The following is a 19,092-nucleotide window of genomic DNA, read 5'->3' as shown; positions in this document are numbered from 1 at the left end:
CGGCACCTCGGGCCCGGCCGGTCGCGCGCCGCTCGTTCCTGCGCACCGCCCCGCCACCAGAACAGGGGATGCTGCGAGAACAGGACGATCAGGTCGCCCGCGTCCTGTTCTCGAGGTATCCCCTGTCCTCGCGACGCCGGAGGCCGCTCAGCGCACCTCCACGGCATCCGCCTGCCGGGCGATCAGCACGACACCGGCTGCGGCGGCAGCGAACATCGCCGCGAGGATCGCCCACCCGGCGGTACCGAGGTCGATCGCCGTCATCGTCACGACGGCGGGGGCGATCATCGCCCCGACCGCATAGCCCGTGCCGTAGACGCCCAGGTAGCTCCCCATGCGCTCCTGAGGCGCGAGGTCGAAGCTCAAACTCCACCCCGCGGCGCTCGAGGTGATCTCGGCGAGCGAGTGGGCGACGGCCGCGGCGAGCAGCACGACGATCACCGCCGTCGCGGGCCCCCATCCCTCACCGCCGATCCATCCCGCCCCGGCCCACAGGGCGCACGCGGCGACCATGAGCCACCCGGCGCGGATCATCGCCCGCCCGGCTCCCGAGAACGTCCCGGTCCCGCGACTCATCCGCACCTGCAGCAGCACCACGACCACCGTGTTGACCAGAAGCAGCGGACTGACCACGACGTCGGCGGCGATCGTGTGCGCGACGACCCACAGGGGCACGCCGATCTCGAACACCCCGAACTGGATGCCGAACACCCCCATGAGTGCGGTCAGCCACAGGAAGCGCGGGTCGCGGTAGGGGCTCCGCACGGCGGCGACCGGCGCGGAGGCCGGGGTCTCGGCATCCGGGTCCTCCCGCCGGACGTCGACGCGCCGCGGGTCGAGACCGGCGACGAGCACGGCGGAGAGCAGGAAGAGCGAGCCCGCGATCGTCATCGTGAGGTGGAACGCGAACGGCGTACCGAGCGCGAGGGGGACGGCTGCGACCGCGGTGCCGACTCCGATGCCGACGTTCGTGACGGTGCGCATCGTCGCGCGGATGCGCACCCGGTCCTCACCGCGGAACGCCCGCCCGACGACGGAGGAGCGCACGCTCCCCCCTCCCTGCTGCGCGAGCAGCACGAGCGAGGCGACGATCACGAGCGTCGGAAGATCGCGGACGAAGAGGTAGCCGATGAGCGCCGCCCCCTGCACGACGTGCAGGACGATGAGCATCTTCCGCGCGCTGACGCGGTCGGAGAGGTGACCGAAGGTCAGTGAGCTCGCGACGCCCACCGCCCCGGCGATCGTGAGGCCGATACCGACCGCGACGGGCTCGAGCCCCACGATGAGGGTCAGGTACAGCGTCGTCAGCGTGAAGAACGCGCCGCGGCCGAGCGTGTCGACGAGGGTGACGGTGAGCAGGCGGCGCAGTGTGCGATCCGTCTGCACGAGGGTTCTCAGCGGGACGGTCGGGATCGTGCTGGTCACCATCTCATTGAGGCAGGCGTCGCCGGCGGCCTCAATCGATGTAGCGTGAGGCTTCATGATCCGGTACGAGTTGGACGCCGCCGATATCTCGGCGATCCGGTTCGGCGTCTCACCGCTGTCGGAGCTCGGGCTGGGGCTGCGCGCCCTCTCCCAACCCGACGGCTTCCCCCTTCAGCAGCCGTGGCTGGAGCGCATCGCGTCGGTGCGCCCCCTGCTCGACCTCGAGGTGCTCCTCGGGCTCGTCAACGACCGCAAATGGACGGCGGACTTCGTGAACCCCCGCCCGTCGTCGCCGCTGACCTCGCTCGACGACGAGCTGGTCGCGCTCGGACGCATCCCCCGGGCGCGCTTCGTCGCCGACCTCGAGCGCCTCCATGGCGAGGTCCCGCCGGTGTTCCGCGGGCGGCACGACCTGGTCGTCGCTCGTCTGCAACGCGCTCTCGCCACCGCGTGGGACCTCTGCTTCGCCCCGCACTGGCCGCGCATGAGCGCCGTCCTGCGGGCCGACATCGCCTATCGCGGGCGGATCGCCGCGCAGTCGGGTCTGGGCGCCGTGCTCAACGGACTCTCAGATGCCGCCCGCTACGACGGCCGCCACCTCGACGTGCGGCTGTGGAACCCCGACATGCGCCGTCGGCCCGTGCTCGGCGACGGCCTCACCCTCGTGCCGTCGATGTTCACCGTCCGCGTCTCGACCCCCATCGACGACGATCTCCCACCGACGGTCATGTATCCGGCGCGCGGGCAAGGCGCGATGTGGTCGCGCAGCACGCAGCCTGAACCCGACGCCGTGTCCGACCTGCTCGGACGCACCCGCTCGACCCTTCTCGCAGCGCTGGGTGAGCCGGCATCCTCGACCGATCTCGCCCTGGGGCTCGGTGTCTCGACCTCCGCGGTCAACCAGCACCTGCGCGTGATGGAACGCGCCGGGCTGCTCAACCGCGCCCGGTACGGCCGGGCGGTGCTGTACTACCGCAGCGCAGCGGGCGACGCGCTGGCGGCCGGCGTCTGAGGCGCGGGCGACGGCGGCAGCGGCTTCGGTGCCGGTCATGCCGATGGTCGACCGCACCCGCGCGGAGCGCTTCCGTGCCGGGCGACGCACGATGACCGGAGGCACGCGCGGCGTGCGATTCGGTGCCCGGTGACGGGAGGCGCGCGGCGACGCGGCGGCCGCGCGGTCGCGCCGCCATCGGCATCCGCGCCACGGGTCGGCACTCGCGTGAACAGGCGATCAGTCGAGAACCGGACGCCGATCTCTCTCGCCGTCCTGTCCCGGAACGATCTCCTGTTCTCCGCCCTCGTCCGCGCTGCGCCGCGTCACTCCGCCGGCGACTTCGCCCGTGACGGCTGCACGCGCGGTGGCTCGCCGGGCATCTTGGGGAACTCGGGCGGGAACGGCAGTTCGCCGAGCCCGTTCTCGAGATCGCGCTGCCACCACTCCAGCAACGTGTCGATGCGTCCGGGCTTCTCGGCGAAGCCCTCCCACGGATCCCCGACGGATGCCAACCGCTCCGGCACCGAGCGCACCGTGAACGCGAGCGGGTCGACGCCGTCGAGCTCGTCCCAGGCCACCGGGGTGGACACCGTGGCGGTGGGCAGGGCCCGCGGGGAGTACGCGCCGGCCAAGGTGCGGTCGCGATTCGCCTGATTGAAGTCCACGAAGATGCGCTCGCCCCGCTCCTCCTTCCACCAGCTGGTGGTCACGGCATCCGGCATCCGACGTTCCAGTTCGCGTGCGGCGGCGATGACGGCGTGCCGCACGTCGAGGAACTCGTGCGTGGGCTCGATCGGGCAGAACACGTGCAGGCCCCGGTTGCCGCTCGTCTTGATCCAGGGCTCGAGGCCCGCCTCGCGCAGCACCACCCGCAGCTCCTGCGCCGCCGTGACGGCCTCGGCGATGCCGGTGCCGGGCTGCGGGTCGAGGTCGATGCGCAGTTCGACGGGATGGTCGGGGTCGGTCGCGAGCGAGGCCCAGGGGTGGAACACGATCGTGTTCATCTGCGCGGCCCACACCGCCGAGGCGATCTCGCCGAGGAAGAGCTGCGGATGCCGCCGCCCACTGTTGTAGGTGACCGTCACGGCCTCGACGAACGCCGGCGCCCCCTTCGGCGGGTTCTTCGAGAAGAAGGCCTCGCCGCCCACACCCTCGGGAAAGCGTTCGAGCGACACGGGCCGGTGTCCGTTCGCCGCGATGAAGGGGCCGCCCACCGCGATGAGATACTCGGCCAGCTCGCGTTTGGTGATCCCGACCTCGGGCCAGAGCACCCGGTCGGGGTTCGAGATGCCGACCTCGCGGTCGCCGTCGGGGCCCGGGACGGTCAGCGTGATGCGAGGGGATGCCATGTGCCGACGCTAGTGCGCGGGCCCGCGCCGTGTCTGCCCCGTTGCGCGACGGCGGTCGCACCGTGCGCCGCGCGTGGCCCCGGGGCCACCGCGCACGCGCCCGCGCACGCCCCGCTCGCGTGCCGCCCGCGCGCACGCGGGCGGCACGCCGCATCGCTGTCCACCCCGGGCCCCGGCATCCACCCCCGGCCTACGCTCGAGTCATGACCACCGCCGCCGCCCGCACCGCCCTCGACATCGCCGACTGGCGCCGCCGCGTGTTCGCGCTCTACGACGCCGTGCGCGAGGCCGACGACCCCGAAGACGCCCACGAGCTCTGGCGCATCGAGCGCGACGCGCTCTTCGCCGATCACCCCGCGACGCCGCTGCTCCCGGAGCAGCGCGACGGATTCGAGGGCCTGCCCCTCGCCCCCTACGACGTCGCCTGGCGCTTCGAGGTGCCGCTGCTCGACGCCGACGAGGCGTCGTTCGTCGCGACCACCGGCACCGACGGCGAGGTCGGCTTCGAGCGCATCGGTCGCGTGGAGCTCCCCGACACCGGATCGCTCGACGTGTGGCGCCTCACGTCCTACGGCGGCGGACTGTTCGTGCCCGTGCGCGACGCGGCCGCCGGTCGGCCGGGCGGCACGTACGGAGGCGGACGCTACCTGCTCGACACCATCAAGGGCGCCGACCTCGGCCGCGGAGCCGCCCCCGACACCCTCGTCATCGACTTCAACTTCGCCTACAACCCCTCGTGCGCCTACGACCCGATGTGGGCGTGCCCGCTCGCTCCCGCCGGCAACGTGCTGCCGGTGGCGGTCCCCGTCGGCGAACTGTACGGGGTGTGAGGGCCGAGCTCCTCGACATCCAGGATCCGGTCGGAAACGACGGCGGGCCGCCCCTCCAAGAAGGGGGCGGCCCGCTGTCGTCGTGCGCTCAGGACTCCGCGGCGGCGTCCTGCGCGGCGAGGTCGATGACGGGCGCGAGCTCGTCGCGCGTGAGGCGGATCCACGGGCCCGCCGGATCGATCAGGATGCCGGTGAGCGCGGGGTCGCTCGCGAGGGCCTTCGACAGCTGCGCACGGCTGATGGGCAGCGGCTGATCACCGCGGCCGAGCGCGAGGAGTTCGAGCGGGTGGCTGAAGACCTCGAGGAAACGCTCGCCCGCGGCCGAACGCGACTCGGCGACGCCGATCGGTCCGCCCTCCTCTGTGCGGTTGACGGCGATCCACATCGGCGCTTCGGCGACGATCGCCTCGACGATCGTGGCCACCGTCTCGTCGGTACGCGTGTCGCACAGGGCGGTCTTGATGCGCAGCTCCGGGTCGACCTCGGCCACCATGCGCTCGAGGAGCGCCTTGGGCAGCACGGCGCGGTTGTCACCGGATGCCGGGTCGAGCACGATTCCGGCGTAAGAGCCCGAGAGGACGTGTCGCAGCAGGGCCATGATGGGCTGGCCCATCGCGGAGGTGTCGTGGTCGCCGTCCGCCTCGACGCTCGCGCGGAGCGCCAGGCCCCCGCTGTACGCGAGCACGAGCTGCTCGTCGCCGCGGTTGGCGACGGCGAGCGGAAGGTCTTTGCCCTCGGCCAGCAGCGCCCGCGCGTCACCCTTCACGCGCAGGAACACGTGACCCTGCAGCAGCTGACGCGCGACGTTGAGCAGCTGGGCCGGCTCGGGCTGCCCCGAGATCTCGGCGAGGGCGTTGCCGAGCAACGCGTTGTCGCGCAGGCCCTGCACCGTCTCGGGCGCCTCGGGGGCCTCCATCGGGCCGGGCTGACGGGCCGACGGGCGTGCGGCGACCGGCGGGGCGTTCGTCAAGGTCGGTGCGGGCTCGGGCCCCGCCCCCACTCCGCGGAACGACGACATCGAGATGCCGACGGTCGGCGCGGCCTCGGCCGGAGCGGCGGGGGTCGCGTCAGCGGCGGGAGCGGCATCGCTCGGGCCGGCGGGGTCGACGGGCTGTTCGCCCGGTTCGATCGTGGTGTCGGGCCGGTCGACCGATGCGTCGTCGGATTCGGACTTCTTGCGGCGCGAGAACAGAGCCATTCCGCCAGCCTATCCGGGCGGTCCGGGGGCCAGGGCCCCGTGGGCCCTGGCGGGGCGCGGCACCGCGCGGCACGGCAACGCGCTGATGCGCGGGGCGTCGGGTCGCCGGGTCGGCGTGCGGGGCGTCGGGTCGCCGTGCGGGGCGTTCGGGGCGAATTCCTCGACTCGGGGCGGAGAAATCACGCCCGGAACGCAAAAACTCGCCCCGAACCACATTGCGGCCCCATTCCCCGCAGCCCGAAGCACGCACCGACGCAGCCCGCGTCGCCCGCCGCAGCAGGCACCGAAGCGGGCCGGCCCGCGTGACCTCCCCCGACTCGCGCGGACGCGCTACAGCTTCGCGATCGGCGCGATCTTCACCAGCAGCTTCTTCGGACCCACCGTGTCGAAGCGCACGTGCGCCACGCGCTTCGCGCCTTCGCCGGTCACGGCATCCACTCGGCCCTCGCCGAAGTCGTCGTGGCGGATGCGATCACCCGCGGCCAGAACCATGTCGCCGTTGTCGCGCACCTTCGCGGGGATGCGGTTCGGGAACTTGCTCGGGTCGGCCGGTGCGCGCTTGGGCAGGGGGACGAGGTCGTCGCCGTAGCGATTGCCCCCGCCGGGCTGGCCGGGGCGACGGCCGCGCGCGTTGAGCGCGCGGGACTGCGATCCGCCGCGGCCGTTGACGTCGCCCGGCGACTGACGCCAGTCGATGAGGTCGGCGGGGATCTCCTGCAGGAACCGGCTCGGCATGGCCACCGTGACCTCGCCGAACTGCGCGCGGGTCATCGCGAGCGAGACGTGCAGTCGCTTGCGGGCGCGCGTGATGCCGACGTAGAACAGACGACGTTCCTCCTGCGGCCCGCCCGGCTCGTTGGCCGAGATCCGGTGCGGCAGCAGGTCTTCCTCGACTCCGGTGAGGAACACCGCGTCGTATTCGAGGCCCTTCGCGGTGTGCAGGGTCATGAGCGAGACCGAGCCCGACGCGTCGTCGAGGTCGTCGGCATCCGCCACGAGGGTCACCTCGGTGAGGAAGTCGATGATCGTGCCCTCGGGGTTGTTGCGCGCGAACTCGCGCGTCACCGCGATGAGCTCGTCGAGGTTCTCGAGGCGCGCTTCGTCTTGCGGGTCTTTGCTCGCGCGCAGGGCGTCGAAGTAGCCGCTCTTGTTGAGCAGCAGCGTCAGGCCCTCGGTGACCGAGGTGGAGGGGGCGAGTTCTCCGGATGCCGGCAGCATGACCGCCGTGGCCTCGGTGAGCACGGCGTCGAGCTGATCGATCGCCTTCTGCAGCTTGGGGCCGACGCCGAGCTGAGCGGAGTTGGCGAGGGCGTCGCGGAAGGTGATGTCGTGCTCGGCGGCATAGCGTGCGATCGCCGTCTCGGTCACGTCGCCGATACCGCGGCGCGGACGGTTCAGGATGCGGCGCAGGGCCATCGAGTCGGCCGGATTGGCGACGGCCACGAGGTAGGCGAGGGCGTCCTTGATCTCGGCGCGCTCGTAGAACTTGGTGCCGCCCATGATCTTGTAGGGCACCGCGGAGCGGATGAAGATCTCCTCCAGCGCACGGGACTGCGAGTTGGTGCGGTAGAACACCGCGACGCCGGAGTAGTCGACGCCCTTCTTGTGCAGGGCCTCGATCTCGTCGGCCACGAACTGCGCCTCGTCGTGCTGCGAGTAGCCGGTGAACCCGATGATCGGGTCGCCCGCGCCGACGTCGGTCCAGAGCTTCTTGTCTTTGCGGTCGAAGTTGTTGGCGATGACCGCGTTGGCCGCAGACAGGATGTTCTGCGTCGAGCGGTAGTTCTGCTCGAGCAGCACGACTTTGGCGCCCGGGTAGTCGCGCTCGAACTCGCTGATGTTGCGGATGTCGGCACCGCGGAACGCGTAGATCGACTGATCGGAGTCACCGACGACGGTGAGGGATGCCGCGTCCTCGCCCGCGGGCTCCGCGTCGAAGATCATCATGCCGCCCGAGGAGAACGGCTCGGCGTCGGAGCCGACGGGGCGCGTGAGCTCGTGGATCAGTGCGTACTGCGCGTGGTTGGTGTCCTGGTACTCGTCGACGAGGATGTGCCGGAACCGCTTGCGGTAGACGTCGGCGACCTGGGGGAACGCGCGGAAGAGGTAGACGGTCTGGGCGATGAGGTCGTCGAAGTCGAAGGCGTTGGCCCGCTGCAGTTCGCGCTGGTAGGACGAGAAGATTTCGACGAAGACGCGTTCGGCGGGGTCGCTCATGTTGGCGGAGCGGGCGTACGACTCGGCGTCTGCCAGTTCGTTCTTGAGCTTCGAGATGCGGCTCTGCGTCCCCGCGGGGGTGAGGCCGAACGAGTCGCCCTCGTGCTCTTTCACGAGACGCTTGATGAGCGCGCGCGAGTCGCCGGAGTCGTAGATCGTGAACGACTTCGTGAAGCCGAACTGCTCCGCCTCGCGGCGGAGGATGCGCACGCACGCGGAGTGGAAGGTCGAGATCCACATGCCGTCGGCCTTCTGCCCGATGAGCTGATGGACGCGCTCGCGCATCTCGCCGGCGGCCTTGTTGGTGAAGGTGATCGCGAGGATCTGGCTCGGGTACGCCTCGCGCGTGCGCAGCAGCGAGGCGATGCGCCGGGTGAGCACGCTCGTCTTGCCCGAGCCGGCGCCGGCGACGATGAGCAGCGCCTGACCCCGGTAGGTCACGGCCTCCCGTTGCGGACCGTTCAGCCCCTCGAGCAGATCGGCGTCGGGTCGGGCGGCCGACGGTGCGGAACCGCCGACGATGAGGGGCGTGGAGGCGTCGGTCATGGCGCCTTCAAGTCTAGGCGGGGCCTCCGACATCGGCCTCGCGGCCGGGCGGCCTCACGAGCGCGACGCGCGCCGGTGGCCTGGGGTCACCCCCGACGCCCCGGGGCCACGCGCGGTGCCCCACGACGCCGGAACCCGCCCGACAGCAGTGCGCCGACGTTACGCGCGACCCTCCCCCGCCGCACCCGACGACAGCAGCGACTGCGCGCGGGAGAAGTGCTCGGCATCCACCGTCACGTCCCAGCGCTCGGCCTCGAAGCCCTGCACCGACGAGAAGTCGCGGCGACCACCGGTGAAGGCGTGTCCGGCGAAACCGAAGACCGCGCCCCACACGGCACCGAGCACGAGACCCAGCAGCACGAACCCGAGGAATCCTCCGACGCTCAGCAGACCGATCAGCACGCCGATCATCAGGCCGAACCACGCGCCCGACGCGGCACCCAGCAGCGCCGCCCGTCCACGGGTCATGCGCCCCGTGACCTGCTCGACGATGCGTACGCCGTGTCCGACGATGGCGGTGTGCTCGACGGGGAACCCGGCGTCCGACAGGCGGTCGACGGCGGCCTGTGCCCCCGTGTAGTCGCTGAAGCTCGAAAGGACGCGGCGTTCGGGGGTGGCGCGGGTGACGTCGGACATGATCGGTTCCTTCCCTCGGGGTGCCCCACGCTAGACCCCCGAGGTGGTGTGCGAAGGGCGCTTGCACCCCCACCGTCGGGAGGTTAGGTGAAGCGGTGTCAAACCCGTCGGGCGCCGCGTTCCGAACCGCGAGGATGGACGCATGCGCCTCATCCTCAACGTCCTGTGGCTCGTGCTGTCGGGTTTCTGGCTCTTCCTCAGCTACCTCGCCGCGGGGGTGGTGCTCTGCATCCTGATCGTGACGATCCCGTGGGGCATCGCCTCGTTCCGCATCGGGCTGTACGCGCTGTGGCCGTTCGGCCGCGAGATCGTGGCGAAGCCGACGGCGGGCGTGGGGTCGTTCCTGGGGAACCTCGTGTGGGTCGTGCTCGCCGGCTGGTGGCTCGCCCTCGAGCACATCGTCACGGGGCTCGTGCTGTGCGTCACGATCATCGGCATCCCGCTCGGTATCGCGAACTTCAAGCTGGTGCCCGTCTCGCTGTTCCCGCTCGGTAAAGAGGTGCGCGAGATCCGCCGCGGCGGACCGTTCGATCAGACGCTCGGTCGCTGAACGTCGCCCATGCGGGCGGGGCGTCCGCGATCGGGCGCTCGAGGGCGCCGAGTCTCAGCGCGTGCGGCGTGCGTACACGCGGCGCGGCAGGGCGAGCAGGATGCCGACGATCGTGGCGATCGCGCCGATCACGGCCGTGACGCTCACGAGTTCCACCGGGAAGGCGCCGTCGCGCATACCGGTGAGGCGCGCGAGATCCCACGGCAGGATGCCGATCTGCTCGTTCCAGGAGCGCAGGGCGTCGCCCGCTCCCGCGACGGCGACGGTGGCGGCGGGGAGCGCGTAGCCGATCCCCATGCCCGCGAGGGCGATGCCCGCGGCGCGAGGGCGACCGAGTTGCGGAGCGAGCGACCAGCCCGCGGCGACGAAGACCCACGCCACGAGGGCGAACGCCACCATCAGGTAGAGGATTCGCACGGCCGGCACCGCCCACAGCGACGGCCATACGCCGTCGGGGCCCGACAGGGCGACGGCCAGGAGCCCGACGACGCAGCGCAGCACGAGGGCTCCCCCGACCGCCGCGATGATGGGCCACGGCGATCGGCGGCCGAGCAGGAGCCGCACGGCGGTGGCGAACAGGAGCCACCCCAGGATCGCGACGGCGACGCCGAGGAGTCCGTCACGCGGGGTCTGGACGATGCGCGTGGTGACGAGCAGCCCGCCGGGTACGAGGATCATCAGCCAGCGATCCAACGGCAGCAGACCCAGGCTCGACTCGCGGGCCCGCCAGGGTCGCGTCGAGGCGATCCAGGTCGCGCGCGCGGCCGCGGCGCCGGGCCGACGGACCAGGCTCGTGCGAGCGGCGAGCATGCCGATCACGAGCCAGGCGACGCCCAGGGCCAGAAGCACGCGCGCGAGCCACTCGGTCGTGGGATCGACCATCATGGGCACCCGCGCGAAGGGATCCACCAGCACGGCGATCACCGCACCGAAGGCCAGAAGGATGCCGAAGACGCCCAGGGCCAGGATGCCTCGCCCCGCCGTCGTCGCCATGCGTCAACGTTACCCGTCGCAGGCTGGGCGTCCGCTCGGGGCGGTCGGGGCTCGACCGCCTCCCCGGGCCGCTCAGCCGCGGTCGTGGAGGGTGACGTGATAGCCGTCGGGATCGGCGAACGTGAAGGTGCGACCGAAGGGACCGTCGATCGGATCCATGACGATGCGCTGGCCGTCCGCGGCGAGGGCGTCGTGGATCGCTTGCACGTCGGTCGCGAGCAGCCACAGGGCGACGCCCACGCCGGGCTGCGCGACGCCGGAGAGGTCGGTGCCGGGGGCGAGGTCGCGGAGCGCGAAGGCGATGGGGGCGGTGGAGAAGACGACCGCGTGCGGCGGGCCGGCGGGCGATCGCTCGAGGCCCAGGTAGCGCTCGTAGAACGCGTGGGAGGCGGCGAGGTCGCGCACCTGCAGGGAGACGAAGTCGAGACCGGTGACAGGCATAAGAGCTCCTTGTGTGTCAGTTATCTGACACCAAGCCTATGTCAGAATACTGACATGACGCAAGAGCGGATCGATCTCGACACCTCCCTCGGCTATCTGCTGAAAGAGGCGGCCAGCGCGCTGCGAGCGGCGATGGAAGACGTGCTCCGCCCGCTCGGCATGACGATCACGCACTACTCCTGCCTCGAGCTGCTCGCGCAGCGCCCGGGCCTGTCGAACTCCGACCTCGCGCGCGGGGCATTCGTGACCCGGCAGTCGATGAACGTGCTCCTCCACACCCTCGAAGGCGACGGCATCGTCGAGCGACCCGCGACCCCGACCTCCGGCAAGGTCCTGCCCGCACGCCTCACGGCGAAGGGCCACGAGACGCTCGCCGCGGCGAGCGCGGCCGTGCGGGATGTCGAGCGGCGCATGCTCCACGGGATGACGGATGCCGAGCAGCAGGCCGCCCTGCGCGCGCTGCGCTCCATGGTGGCGGCCCTCCGGATCTGAGGTCACGGGCGGATTGTGTAACAATCCATCCATGCTTCCCGCTCTCGCGATCCTCGCTGCGGCGCTGTGCTTCTCCACGACCGGCACCGCGCAGGCCCTGGCCGGGGTCGACGCCTCGCCGATCGCCGTCGGCGCGGCACGCATCGTGGTCGGCGGCGGCATCCTGGGAGTGCTCGCCCTCGCCCGCAGATCCGCGCCCCGCCCCGCGACAGCGACGCGGGCGTCGACCGCCGCGCTCATCGCGGTCGGTGCGATCGGCGTTCTCGCCTACCAGCCGCTGTTCTTCCTCGGCACGCGCGAGAACGGCGTCGCCATCGGCACGGTCGTCGCGCTCGGGTCGGCCCCCATCGCGACCGGCATCGTGGATGCCGTGCGCCTGCGCCGCGCCCCCTCTGCGCGGTGGATGCTCGCCACCGCCGTCGCCCTCGCCGGGGTGGTGCTGGTGTCGGGGGTGACCGGCGGCACCGTGGCGCTGGCCCCCGGAGGACTGCTCGGGTCGGTCGGCGCGGGGATGTCGTACGCGCTCTACACGGTGTGCGGCAAGGCCCTGATCGAGAGGGGGTGGGACTCCACGCGCGTGATGGGCACGGTCTTCGGCGTGGCCGCGGTCGCGAGCGTCCCCGTCCTCCTGCTCGCGGGCACGGAGTGGCTGCTCACCCCGAACGGTCTCGCGCTCGCGCTCTGGCTGGGCGTTGTCACGACCACGGTCGCGTACCTGCTCTTCGGATGGGGGCTCGCGCGCCTCACCGCGGTGACGGTGTCGACACTCACCCTCGCCGAGCCGCTCGCCGCGACCCTCCTCGGCCTCTTCGTGCTGGAGGAGCACCTCACCCCGGTGGGCGCCCTCGGTCTCGCGCTCATCGCGGCGGGTCTCGCAGTTGTCTCTGCTCCCGTTCGTCGGCGTCAGGAGGTTCCGGATGCCACGTCTCGCGCGTGACGCCCCCACCCCGGGTCCTCGCGCGGCCGATGTCGTCGCCGACGCCGTCCGCGCCGGCATCCTGTCGGGGGAGCTCGCGCCCGGCGCACCCCTGCGCGAGGAGGAGCTGAGCGACACCTTCGGCGTCTCGCGCCACACCGCCCGGACGGCGCTCGCGCGGCTCACCGCCGAACGACTCGCCACCGCCGAGCCGTACCGCGGCGTGCGGGTGTCGTCGCTCGACGATGACGCTCTCGTCGCGCTGCAGCAGCTGCGGTGCGCCCTCGAGACCGAGGCGCTGCGGATCGTCCGCGACCGCGGCATCCGTCCTCCCGACGTCGACGCGGCGCTCGACGAGCTGGCTGCGGCGGAGGCATCGGGCGACTGGGCGGCGACGCTCGCTACCCACGCCCGCGTGCATCTGGCGCTCGTCGAAGCGGCCGGCAGCGCGCGGATCGCGGAGGAATACCGTCGCCTCGACTCCGAGATGCACCTGCTGCTGACGCACGTGCGGCCCGCGTACGCGTCCGGCGCCCTCACCGAGGAGCACCGCGCCTACGTGACCGAGGCGCTGCGCGACCCCGAACACGCCGTCCGTGCGCACCTGGAGCACTCGACGCGGGCGATCATCGAGCGGCGGCGCGCGGGTTGAGCGACACGCGGCGACACCTCCCGTCACGCACCGCAACGCACCTTCGTCGGACGGCGGGGCGAGGTTAGCGTGGGGGCACATCGCGGCGATCCGGGCGGTCCCGGGCCTCGGCTCATAACCGAAGGCGTGGCGGGTTCGACTCCCGCCGTCGCGTCCACGTCCCCGCCGCCGAGGCACCATGCCGAGCACTCCCCGTCACCTGCCATGCTGGAGGAATGACCTCCCCCGCACCCCAGGACGTCTCGGTCGGCAGCGAGATGATCCGCCTCGGCCCGTTCCTGAAGTTCGCGGGCGTGCTGGACTCGGGCGGTGACGTCAAAGAGGCGATCATCGACGGCTACGTCCAGGTCAACGGCGAGATCGAACGGCGACGCGGGCGTCAGCTGCAGGCCGGCGACGTGATCGCCTTCGAGGGTCGCTCCTTCCGCGTCCAGGTCTGAGGCCCGCCGCCGGCGGAGCGCGCGGCTCTCGCGCCCGCCGGGACACGACAGAGGCCCGCCCTCCCCTCGCGGGGAGGACGGGCCCGAAGATCGGCATCCCGCGCTCGTGACAGGGGATGCCGCCGGAGCAGGTCAGTGCTCGTCGTAGTGGTCGCTGTGCAGCGCGTGACGGTGGCCGTCGTGCACGTAGTCGGCGTGGTCGTCGTGCTCCACCTTCTCGTGGCCGCAGTCGTCGCCGTGACGGTGGTCGGCGATCGAGTGCTCGGCCTGGGATTCGTGCTCGTCGTAGTGGTCGCCGTGCAAGGCGTGGTGGTGGGTGCCGTGGACGTAGTCGATGTGATCGCCGTGCTCGATCTTCTGGTGTCCGCAGTCGTCGCCGTGGGCGTGCTCGTCGACGGTGTGCTCGGCGTGGGTTTCGGCGGTGCTCATTGTTCGCTCCCCTGGTCGGTCGGTTCGGTGACGTGGGCGATCGCGTCGAGCACGACATGGGCGACGTGCTGGTCGGCCAGGGCGTAGCGGATTTCCTTCCCGTCACGCTCCGAGGTCACCAGGCCCGCCTGCCGCAGAGTGCGCAGATGCTGCGACACGAGCGGTTGAGAGAGTCCGGATGACGTTGCCAGCGCGCCGACCGTGAGCGGTTCGTGGTTCAGCAGCCAGACGAGCGCGAGGCGCGACGGGCTGCCGAGGACCTTGAACAGCTCCGCGGCCTCGTCGAGTCCCGCGATCTTGTCCACGCCCTCACTCCACCAGACGCATAAACAGATTGCAATGTGTTTGTCATGTCGGGAACAGTTCTCGTTCGCGTTATCGCGGCGTCACTCCTCATCGGGCGGACGGACCACGCGAGTCCCGCAGGATGCGGCGGCCTCGTGGATCCCCCTCGCGTCGCGGCGACGCCAGGCCTGGCGACCCATCCACGCCGCGTGCCCGGCGAGCGCGAACCCGATCACGACCCCGACGACCCGCCCCACGGCCTCCATGCCGCCGAGCCTCCGAACGACGGACGACTGCGCCCAGGCCTACCCCTGCCGCCCCTTGAAGCGCGGGTTCAGCTTGTTGATCACGAAGACCTTGCCGCGCCGACGCACGACCTGCGCGCCGGGCTGCTTCTTCAAAGACTTGATCGATGCGCGGACCTTCATGGCATCCTCCTTTTTGATAACCGTTATCAATAACAGGCTAGGGTGTTCACGATCCGGAGACAACCGAGAGGTGGATGCCATGCCCCGCACGATCGCCATCATGGGCGTCTGCGCCCCGGAACGCCGGTCCTACGCCGAGAGGACCGCCGTCGCTCTCGAACGCCCTCTTCACCTTCTGCGATTCGCCGATCTGCGAGCCGCGCACGCTCTCCCGACCCCGCGCCCCCGCGCCTCGGACGACCACGCGGTCGTCGACCTCGGCAGCGACGTCGATCTGATCCACGTGCTCGTGGCTCGCGGAGGAGCAGACGTCGACGCGGTCTGCGTCGTCGACGCCCGCCACATGATCGGCGACCTGCTCGACGACGCCGCCCTGGTGGCATCCGCCCGCCCCGGCGACACCCGTGGCGACGTCGGCGCCCGCGCGCGCCAGGCCGCGCTCGCGCTCGAGCTCGCGACCCGCATCGTGTGGATCAACTGGGAGCAGGTCCCCACACCCGCTCTCGCCGTGCAGATGGCACTCGCCTCGCACCTCAATCCCCGCGCCGTGCTGCGACTGTCCCGTGATCCCGTGAGCGACCTGCGCTCCCCCGCGAGGCACGAGGGCGAGCTGCTCGAGCGCGCGGGATGGGTGCGGGCGCTCAACGGCGAACACGACCCGTTCATGCGCGACAACCGCGTCGCGACGCTCGTCTACGAGCAGGTGCGCCCCTTCCACCCCGAGCGCCTGTCCGCCGCCCTCGACCGATTGGACGACGGCGCGGCCGGTCGTCTCGTGCGCTCAGCGGGCTTCTGCCGCCTCGCCTCGCGGCCCGGCATCCTGGCCCGTTGGGAGCACGTCGGCTCGGCGATGTGGATCGAACCCCTCGGCGCCGACGACGGCCGCATGGGCTTCGGTCAGGAGATCGCCTTCACCGGTCTCGACCTGTCGGCGCCGCGCCTCGCGCACATCCTCGACGAGGCCGCCCTCACCGACGCCGAGCTCGCGGCCGGCCCGGCCGCCTGGGCGGCGTTCGCCGATCCCCTTCCGGCCTGGCCCGCCACGCAGCCCTCGATCCCGGATGCCGGCGACTGACCCGCACGCACGTGTCAAGCCGGTTCGCCCGCACGGCGTCGAGGAGCACGGTGGAGTCATGAGCACTCCTGACATCCCCTCCCGCCACTCCGACGACGCCCACGCCGACTCCGCCGCGCCCACCGACGCCGTCACCGACGAGGTCCGCGAAGACGCCGCCGAGGCGGAGGAGCACGTCGACCTCGACGACCACACCGGCGACGCCGTCGACGGTGACGCCGATCCCGCCGATGCTCCCGGATTCCCCGCCGCCAAGGGCCACGCCTGACCGGGACCGCGTACGTCGGCGTCTCGGGGTGGCGCTACCCGCGCTGGCGCGGCGACTTCTACCCGCGCGGGCTCGTGCAACGGCGCGAGCTCGCGTACGTGGCTGAGCGCCTCCCGAGCGTCGAGCTGAACGGATCCTTCTACTCGCTCCAGCGGCCGTCGAGCTATCAGCGGTGGCGCAGCGACGTCCCCGACGACTTCGTCTTCGCGGTCAAGGGATCTCGCTACGTGACGCACATGCTGCGGCTGCACGGTGTGGGAACGGCGCTCGCGAATTTCTTCGCGTCGGGGGTGCTGGCCCTCGGACCCGCGCTCGGCCCCGTCCTCTGGCAGCTGCCTGAACGCGTCGAATTCGACCCCGCCGACCTCGACGGCTTCCTCGCCCAGCTTCCCCGCACGACCGGGGAAGCCCTCGCCCTGGCGCGCCGGCACGACGAACGTCTCGAGGGGCGCGCCTGGCTCGAGATCGACGCCGACGTGCCGCTTGGCCATGCGCTCGAGCCCCGCGCCCAGTCCTTCGCCTATCCGCGCGCGGCCGATGTCCTGCGCGCGCACGACGTCGCGCTGGTGCAGGCGGACACCGCGGGGCGGTGGCCCGCTTTCGACGCCGACACCGCGCACCACACCTACATCCGCCTGCACGGCTCACGAGAGCTGTACGCCAGCGGGTACGCGGCCGACGAGCTCGACGCGTGGGCAGCGCGGATCCGTGGGCTCCTCGACGGTTCCCCGGACGGCATCCCCCGCGACGTCTACGTGTATTTCGACAACGACGCGCGGGGCCGGGCGCCGTACGACGCCGTGGAACTCGCGGCCCGCCTGCGCTGACGCGTCCGGGCGAAGAGCACAGTGCGGTGAGGTTCGGGACCGTCCACCGCGCCGGCGTCCCTGGCCCTCACAGCGCCCGGCTCCCGCGCTTCTCGCCGCGACCGGACGCGGCTCACGATGCCGCGAGCGTCCGCCCGAGCGCATCGCCCGAGGTCCACGCGGTGCGCACCGCCGCGCTCTCGCCCCAGGCGTCGCCGCACGCCGACAGGCCCGGCGAGCGGAAGAACGGCTCCCCGGTCGTCTCGGTCGGACGAGCGAACGTCCACCGGTGCGCGTGGGTGGCGACCGGGTCGTCGTCGATCCGCAGCAGACGCTTCGTCGCGGCCACGACGGGCGCGACCGCCGCGTCCGGATCATCGAGGTGGCGGTGCGCGCGCTCGCCCGTCGTGTGCACCACCAGCACGGGGGCGCCGTCCCCGCGCCGGTCGCCGTCGTCGGCGAGGAACGAGACGTCGGCGTCATCGGCCGCGAAAGCGCCGTGCAGGTCGGCATCCCACCGCCGCTCGTCCCACCGCAGCACCACGGCGATCACGGGCTCCCACTCCTGCTCCCCGCCCGGGGCCTCCCCCGTCAGCCGCGCGGCCTGCGGCGCGGGCATGGCCAGCACCACCTCGCCGGCGTCCTCGCCGTCGACGCGGAAGGGCTCGACGCGCCCGACGACGCGTTCCGCCTCGACGTCCAGCCCCTGGGCCAGGTCGAGCGCGAGGGAGCGCAGTCCGAGGGGAGCCGCCCACCGCATCGGTCCGGGCTTCGGGGCGTGCGAGCCGTCGGGCTGGATCACCTGGAACGTGTCGGTCCAGGGGCGCGCGAGCTCGCGTTCCTCCCAGTCGGCCACGACGTGGGCGAACCCCTCCGCCTCGCCGACGACGAAGTACGACGCCCCGAGATCCACCGCGCGCCCGTCGATCGTGCGGCTGGACAGACGCCCGCCCACGCGCCGACCGCGATCGAGCACGCGCACCGACCGCCCGGCATCCTGAACCGCCCGCGCGCAGGCGAGCCCCGAGATGCCGCCGCCGACCACCGTCACATCCACCGTCATGCCGTCATCCTCACGCGGACGCGCCGGAGGACGGGCGGGGTTGCGCCCGGAAGAACTCCACGCCCAGGTCGGGGTGGTCGACGAACACCCCGTCCAGGTCGGCGTCGCGCAGCACGGCCCATTCCCCCCGCCAGTCGCCGAGAGCGGCCTTCCCGCCACCCCGGCGGTACCCCGGCAGGAGGAAGGCGTTCTCGGGGCGGCACGTCCAGGTGAACACGCGCAGGCCGCGGTCGTGCGCCGCGCCGACGAACGCGGCGGGTCCCTTCGCACGCCCCCACCGGTCGGGGGCGAGGACGAGCCTCTTGTCGGGGCTGATGCCCTCGGCCGCATCGGCGAGCGCGTCCAACCCCGTCCCCGTCAGCATCGAGACGTAGGTCGCGGCGTCGGAGCCGTCGCGTTCGCGCAGATCCCAGGGAGCCCCGTCCGCCTCGATCAACTGCACGAGCGGAACCCGGATGCCGCGCTCCCGCAGCCGCGCGAGCACGAGGGGCTCGAACGACTCGATCACCAGCGCGTCCGCGGCATCCGCCCATCCGCTCTCGCGCACCTCGGCCGCGACGAGCTCGGCCATGTCGAACCCGAGGCCGGAGAAGGCCGCGGCGTGCTTGATCTCGAGGACGACCCCGACGCCGCCGTCGCGCGCGAGATCGAGGACGTCGCGCAGGCGCAGTACGGGATCGACGTCGTCGTGCGCGGCGCTCGCGGGCCGGATCGCCGGGATGCGCTCGCGGCAGCGGAGGGTCTGCAGCTCCGCCCACGTGAAGTCCTCCGTGAACCAGCCCGTCAGACGCTCTCCGTCGATCACCTTCGACGTGCGCCGTGCGGCGAACTCCGCCCGGGTCGAGACGTCGGTCGTCGCGGAGATCTCGTTCTCGTGCCGCACCACGAGCACGCCGTCCTTCGAGGGGACGACGTCGGGCTCGACGGCATCCACCCCCGCCGCGATCGCACGCAGATAAGAGGATCGGGAGTGCTCCGGGAGGTATCCGGGGGCGCCGCGATGACCGATGACGACAGGCACCCCGTCACGGTAGCGAGGGCGGGTGAACAGCGGGTCCG

The 19,092-nt window shown here is 72.0% G+C and carries 22 protein-coding genes and 1 tRNA gene; 11 read left to right on the top strand and 12 right to left on the bottom strand.

Going from position 1 to position 19,092, the window contains the following annotated elements:
• Window positions 1-147: 147 nt before the first annotated feature.
• The gene (locus tag AB0N80_RS05810; protein ID WP_363578077.1) at window positions 148-1,425 is read right to left on the bottom strand and encodes an MFS transporter; all 1,278 of its coding nucleotides are present in this window, start codon (window positions 1,423-1,425) and stop codon (window positions 148-150) included.
• Between the two features lie 55 nt (window positions 1,426-1,480).
• On the opposite strand from AB0N80_RS05810, the gene AB0N80_RS05805 reads away from it, so the two are divergent.
• Entirely contained in the window at window positions 1,481-2,437 is a 957-nt protein-coding gene (locus AB0N80_RS05805; protein ID WP_315993493.1) for a DUF5937 family protein, read from the top strand.
• A 305-nt stretch (window positions 2,438-2,742) separates the two neighbouring features.
• On the opposite strand, the gene ligD is transcribed toward AB0N80_RS05805, so the two are convergent.
• Window positions 2,743-3,768 (bottom strand): non-homologous end-joining DNA ligase, encoded by a 1,026-nt coding sequence (gene ligD, locus AB0N80_RS05800; RefSeq protein ID WP_363578075.1) that lies wholly within the window; start codon window positions 3,766-3,768, stop codon window positions 2,743-2,745.
• A 203-nt stretch (window positions 3,769-3,971) separates the two neighbouring features.
• Here ligD and AB0N80_RS05795 point away from each other — a divergent pair, with 203 nt between their 5' ends.
• Window positions 3,972-4,598 (top strand): DUF1684 domain-containing protein, encoded by a 627-nt coding sequence (locus tag AB0N80_RS05795; protein WP_363578073.1) that lies wholly within the window; start codon window positions 3,972-3,974, stop codon window positions 4,596-4,598.
• Window positions 4,599-4,686: 88 nt separating this feature from the next.
• On the opposite strand, the gene AB0N80_RS05790 is transcribed toward AB0N80_RS05795, so the two are convergent.
• From AB0N80_RS05790 to AB0N80_RS05780, 3 genes are all read right to left on the bottom strand, one after another.
• Window positions 4,687-5,796 carry an SseB family protein gene (locus AB0N80_RS05790; RefSeq protein ID WP_363578071.1) on the bottom strand — a complete coding sequence of 370 codons (1,110 nt, stop codon included), beginning with the start codon at window positions 5,794-5,796 and terminating at the stop codon, window positions 4,687-4,689.
• Between the two features lie 330 nt (window positions 5,797-6,126).
• Complete coding sequence (locus AB0N80_RS05785; RefSeq protein WP_363578069.1) at window positions 6,127-8,559, bottom strand: UvrD-helicase domain-containing protein; 2,433 nt, start codon at window positions 8,557-8,559, stop codon at window positions 6,127-6,129.
• Between the two features lie 159 nt (window positions 8,560-8,718).
• Window positions 8,719-9,195 (bottom strand): general stress protein, encoded by a 477-nt coding sequence (locus AB0N80_RS05780; RefSeq protein WP_315993498.1) that lies wholly within the window; start codon window positions 9,193-9,195, stop codon window positions 8,719-8,721.
• Window positions 9,196-9,337: 142 nt separating this feature from the next.
• Between AB0N80_RS05780 and AB0N80_RS05775 the strand changes: the two genes are divergently transcribed.
• Window positions 9,338-9,745 (top strand): YccF domain-containing protein, encoded by a 408-nt coding sequence (locus tag AB0N80_RS05775; RefSeq protein WP_315993499.1) that lies wholly within the window; start codon window positions 9,338-9,340, stop codon window positions 9,743-9,745.
• 54 nt (window positions 9,746-9,799) lie between these two features.
• Here AB0N80_RS05775 and AB0N80_RS05770 read toward each other — a convergent pair whose 3' ends face one another.
• Together AB0N80_RS05770 and AB0N80_RS05765 are read right to left on the bottom strand one after the other, a co-directional pair.
• Window positions 9,800-10,738 carry a hypothetical protein gene (locus AB0N80_RS05770; RefSeq protein ID WP_363578067.1) on the bottom strand — a complete coding sequence of 313 codons (939 nt, stop codon included), beginning with the start codon at window positions 10,736-10,738 and terminating at the stop codon, window positions 9,800-9,802.
• Between the two features lie 72 nt (window positions 10,739-10,810).
• Window positions 10,811-11,179: a VOC family protein gene (locus tag AB0N80_RS05765; protein WP_363578065.1), complete on the bottom strand. Its 369-nt coding sequence runs from the start codon at window positions 11,177-11,179 to the stop codon at window positions 10,811-10,813.
• Between the two features lie 54 nt (window positions 11,180-11,233).
• Between AB0N80_RS05765 and AB0N80_RS05760 the strand changes: the two genes are divergently transcribed.
• The 5 genes from AB0N80_RS05760 to AB0N80_RS05740 all read left to right on the top strand — a co-directional run bounded on the left by AB0N80_RS05760 (window position 11,234) and on the right by AB0N80_RS05740 (window position 13,679).
• Entirely contained in the window at window positions 11,234-11,671 is a 438-nt protein-coding gene (locus AB0N80_RS05760; RefSeq protein ID WP_315993502.1) for a MarR family transcriptional regulator, read from the top strand.
• Window positions 11,672-11,702: 31 nt separating this feature from the next.
• Window positions 11,703-12,608 carry an EamA family transporter gene (locus tag AB0N80_RS05755; protein WP_315993503.1) on the top strand — a complete coding sequence of 302 codons (906 nt, stop codon included), beginning with the start codon at window positions 11,703-11,705 and terminating at the stop codon, window positions 12,606-12,608.
• Entirely contained in the window at window positions 12,589-13,239 is a 651-nt protein-coding gene (locus AB0N80_RS05750) for a GntR family transcriptional regulator (RefSeq protein ID WP_363578062.1), read from the top strand. Before AB0N80_RS05755 ends, AB0N80_RS05750 begins: the two co-directional genes overlap by 20 nt.
• An 81-nt stretch (window positions 13,240-13,320) precedes the next feature.
• A tRNA-Met gene (locus tag AB0N80_RS05745) sits at window positions 13,321-13,396 on the top strand.
• A 58-nt stretch (window positions 13,397-13,454) separates the two neighbouring features.
• Window positions 13,455-13,679 carry an RNA-binding S4 domain-containing protein gene (locus tag AB0N80_RS05740; RefSeq protein WP_363578060.1) on the top strand — a complete coding sequence of 75 codons (225 nt, stop codon included), beginning with the start codon at window positions 13,455-13,457 and terminating at the stop codon, window positions 13,677-13,679.
• A 132-nt stretch (window positions 13,680-13,811) separates the two neighbouring features.
• Here the strand turns inward: AB0N80_RS05740 and AB0N80_RS05735 are convergent, their stop codons facing one another.
• The 3 genes from AB0N80_RS05735 to ykgO all read right to left on the bottom strand — a co-directional run bounded on the left by AB0N80_RS05735 (window position 13,812) and on the right by ykgO (window position 14,821).
• On the bottom strand, window positions 13,812-14,108 hold the full coding sequence (locus AB0N80_RS05735; RefSeq protein WP_363578058.1) for a hypothetical protein: 297 nt from the start codon (window positions 14,106-14,108) through the stop codon (window positions 13,812-13,814).
• A complete protein-coding gene (locus AB0N80_RS05730; RefSeq protein ID WP_363386810.1) occupies window positions 14,105-14,413 on the bottom strand; it encodes a metalloregulator ArsR/SmtB family transcription factor in 309 nt (102 codons plus the stop codon). Before AB0N80_RS05730 ends, AB0N80_RS05735 begins: the two co-directional genes overlap by 4 nt.
• 285 nt (window positions 14,414-14,698) lie before the next feature.
• Window positions 14,699-14,821 (bottom strand): type B 50S ribosomal protein L36, encoded by a 123-nt coding sequence (gene ykgO, locus AB0N80_RS05725; RefSeq protein ID WP_056226526.1) that lies wholly within the window; start codon window positions 14,819-14,821, stop codon window positions 14,699-14,701.
• Between the two features lie 79 nt (window positions 14,822-14,900).
• Here ykgO and AB0N80_RS05720 point away from each other — a divergent pair, with 79 nt between their 5' ends.
• The 3 genes from AB0N80_RS05720 to AB0N80_RS05710 are packed head-to-tail and all read left to right on the top strand — an operon-like array spanning window position 14,901 to window position 16,991.
• The gene (locus AB0N80_RS05720; RefSeq protein ID WP_363578056.1) at window positions 14,901-15,896 is read left to right on the top strand and encodes a GTP-binding protein; all 996 of its coding nucleotides are present in this window, start codon (window positions 14,901-14,903) and stop codon (window positions 15,894-15,896) included.
• A gap of 58 nt (window positions 15,897-15,954) precedes the next feature.
• Window positions 15,955-16,164 (top strand): hypothetical protein, encoded by a 210-nt coding sequence (locus AB0N80_RS05715; protein ID WP_363578054.1) that lies wholly within the window; start codon window positions 15,955-15,957, stop codon window positions 16,162-16,164.
• Entirely contained in the window at window positions 16,161-16,991 is an 831-nt protein-coding gene (locus AB0N80_RS05710) for a DUF72 domain-containing protein (protein ID WP_363578188.1), read from the top strand. The genes AB0N80_RS05715 and AB0N80_RS05710 overlap by 4 nt, the downstream gene beginning before the upstream one ends.
• A 112-nt stretch (window positions 16,992-17,103) precedes the next feature.
• Here the strand turns inward: AB0N80_RS05710 and AB0N80_RS05705 are convergent, their stop codons facing one another.
• Window positions 17,104-18,033 carry an FAD-dependent oxidoreductase gene (locus AB0N80_RS05705; RefSeq protein WP_363386823.1) on the bottom strand — a complete coding sequence of 310 codons (930 nt, stop codon included), beginning with the start codon at window positions 18,031-18,033 and terminating at the stop codon, window positions 17,104-17,106.
• A gap of 10 nt (window positions 18,034-18,043) precedes the next feature.
• Entirely contained in the window at window positions 18,044-19,054 is a 1,011-nt protein-coding gene (locus tag AB0N80_RS05700; RefSeq protein ID WP_363578052.1) for a glycerophosphodiester phosphodiesterase family protein, read from the bottom strand.
• Between the last annotated feature and the right edge of the window lie 38 nt (window positions 19,055-19,092).

Origin of the sequence: Microbacterium sp. NPDC089188, assembly GCF_040685155.1 — a bacterium.
GTDB lineage: Bacteria > Actinomycetota > Actinomycetes > Actinomycetales > Microbacteriaceae > Microbacterium > Microbacterium galbum.
The sequence above is the reverse complement of the archived record's forward strand: the minus strand, read 5'-3'. Positions and strand labels throughout refer to the sequence as shown.

What these genes read in the sequence shown, in the direction of transcription:
- AB0N80_RS05805 (WP_315993493.1), top strand. Translation starts at nt 1,481, where the DNA reads ATGATCCGGTACGAGTTGGACGCCGCCGATATCTCGGCGATCCGGTTC.
- ligD (WP_363578075.1), bottom strand. Translation starts at nt 3,768, where the DNA reads ATGGCATCCCCTCGCATCACGCTGACCGTCCCGGGCCCCGACGGCGAC.
- AB0N80_RS05795 (WP_363578073.1), top strand. Translation starts at nt 3,972, where the DNA reads ATGACCACCGCCGCCGCCCGCACCGCCCTCGACATCGCCGACTGGCGC.
- AB0N80_RS05790 (WP_363578071.1), bottom strand. Translation starts at nt 5,796, where the DNA reads ATGGCTCTGTTCTCGCGCCGCAAGAAGTCCGAATCCGACGACGCATCG.
- AB0N80_RS05785 (WP_363578069.1), bottom strand. Translation starts at nt 8,559, where the DNA reads ATGACCGACGCCTCCACGCCCCTCATCGTCGGCGGTTCCGCACCGTCG.
- AB0N80_RS05780 (WP_315993498.1), bottom strand. Translation starts at nt 9,195, where the DNA reads ATGTCCGACGTCACCCGCGCCACCCCCGAACGCCGCGTCCTTTCGAGC.
- AB0N80_RS05775 (WP_315993499.1), top strand. Translation starts at nt 9,338, where the DNA reads ATGCGCCTCATCCTCAACGTCCTGTGGCTCGTGCTGTCGGGTTTCTGG.
- AB0N80_RS05770 (WP_363578067.1), bottom strand. Translation starts at nt 10,738, where the DNA reads ATGGCGACGACGGCGGGGCGAGGCATCCTGGCCCTGGGCGTCTTCGGC.
- AB0N80_RS05765 (WP_363578065.1), bottom strand. Translation starts at nt 11,179, where the DNA reads ATGCCTGTCACCGGTCTCGACTTCGTCTCCCTGCAGGTGCGCGACCTC.
- AB0N80_RS05760 (WP_315993502.1), top strand. Translation starts at nt 11,234, where the DNA reads ATGACGCAAGAGCGGATCGATCTCGACACCTCCCTCGGCTATCTGCTG.
- AB0N80_RS05755 (WP_315993503.1), top strand. Translation starts at nt 11,703, where the DNA reads ATGCTTCCCGCTCTCGCGATCCTCGCTGCGGCGCTGTGCTTCTCCACG.
- AB0N80_RS05750 (WP_363578062.1), top strand. Translation starts at nt 12,589, where the DNA reads ATGCCACGTCTCGCGCGTGACGCCCCCACCCCGGGTCCTCGCGCGGCC.
- AB0N80_RS05740 (WP_363578060.1), top strand. Translation starts at nt 13,455, where the DNA reads ATGACCTCCCCCGCACCCCAGGACGTCTCGGTCGGCAGCGAGATGATC.
- AB0N80_RS05735 (WP_363578058.1), bottom strand. Translation starts at nt 14,108, where the DNA reads ATGAGCACCGCCGAAACCCACGCCGAGCACACCGTCGACGAGCACGCC.
- ykgO (WP_056226526.1), bottom strand. Translation starts at nt 14,821, where the DNA reads ATGAAGGTCCGCGCATCGATCAAGTCTTTGAAGAAGCAGCCCGGCGCG.
- AB0N80_RS05720 (WP_363578056.1), top strand. Translation starts at nt 14,901, where the DNA reads ATGCCCCGCACGATCGCCATCATGGGCGTCTGCGCCCCGGAACGCCGG.
- AB0N80_RS05715 (WP_363578054.1), top strand. Translation starts at nt 15,955, where the DNA reads ATGAGCACTCCTGACATCCCCTCCCGCCACTCCGACGACGCCCACGCC.
- AB0N80_RS05705 (WP_363386823.1), bottom strand. Translation starts at nt 18,033, where the DNA reads ATGACGGTGGATGTGACGGTGGTCGGCGGCGGCATCTCGGGGCTCGCC.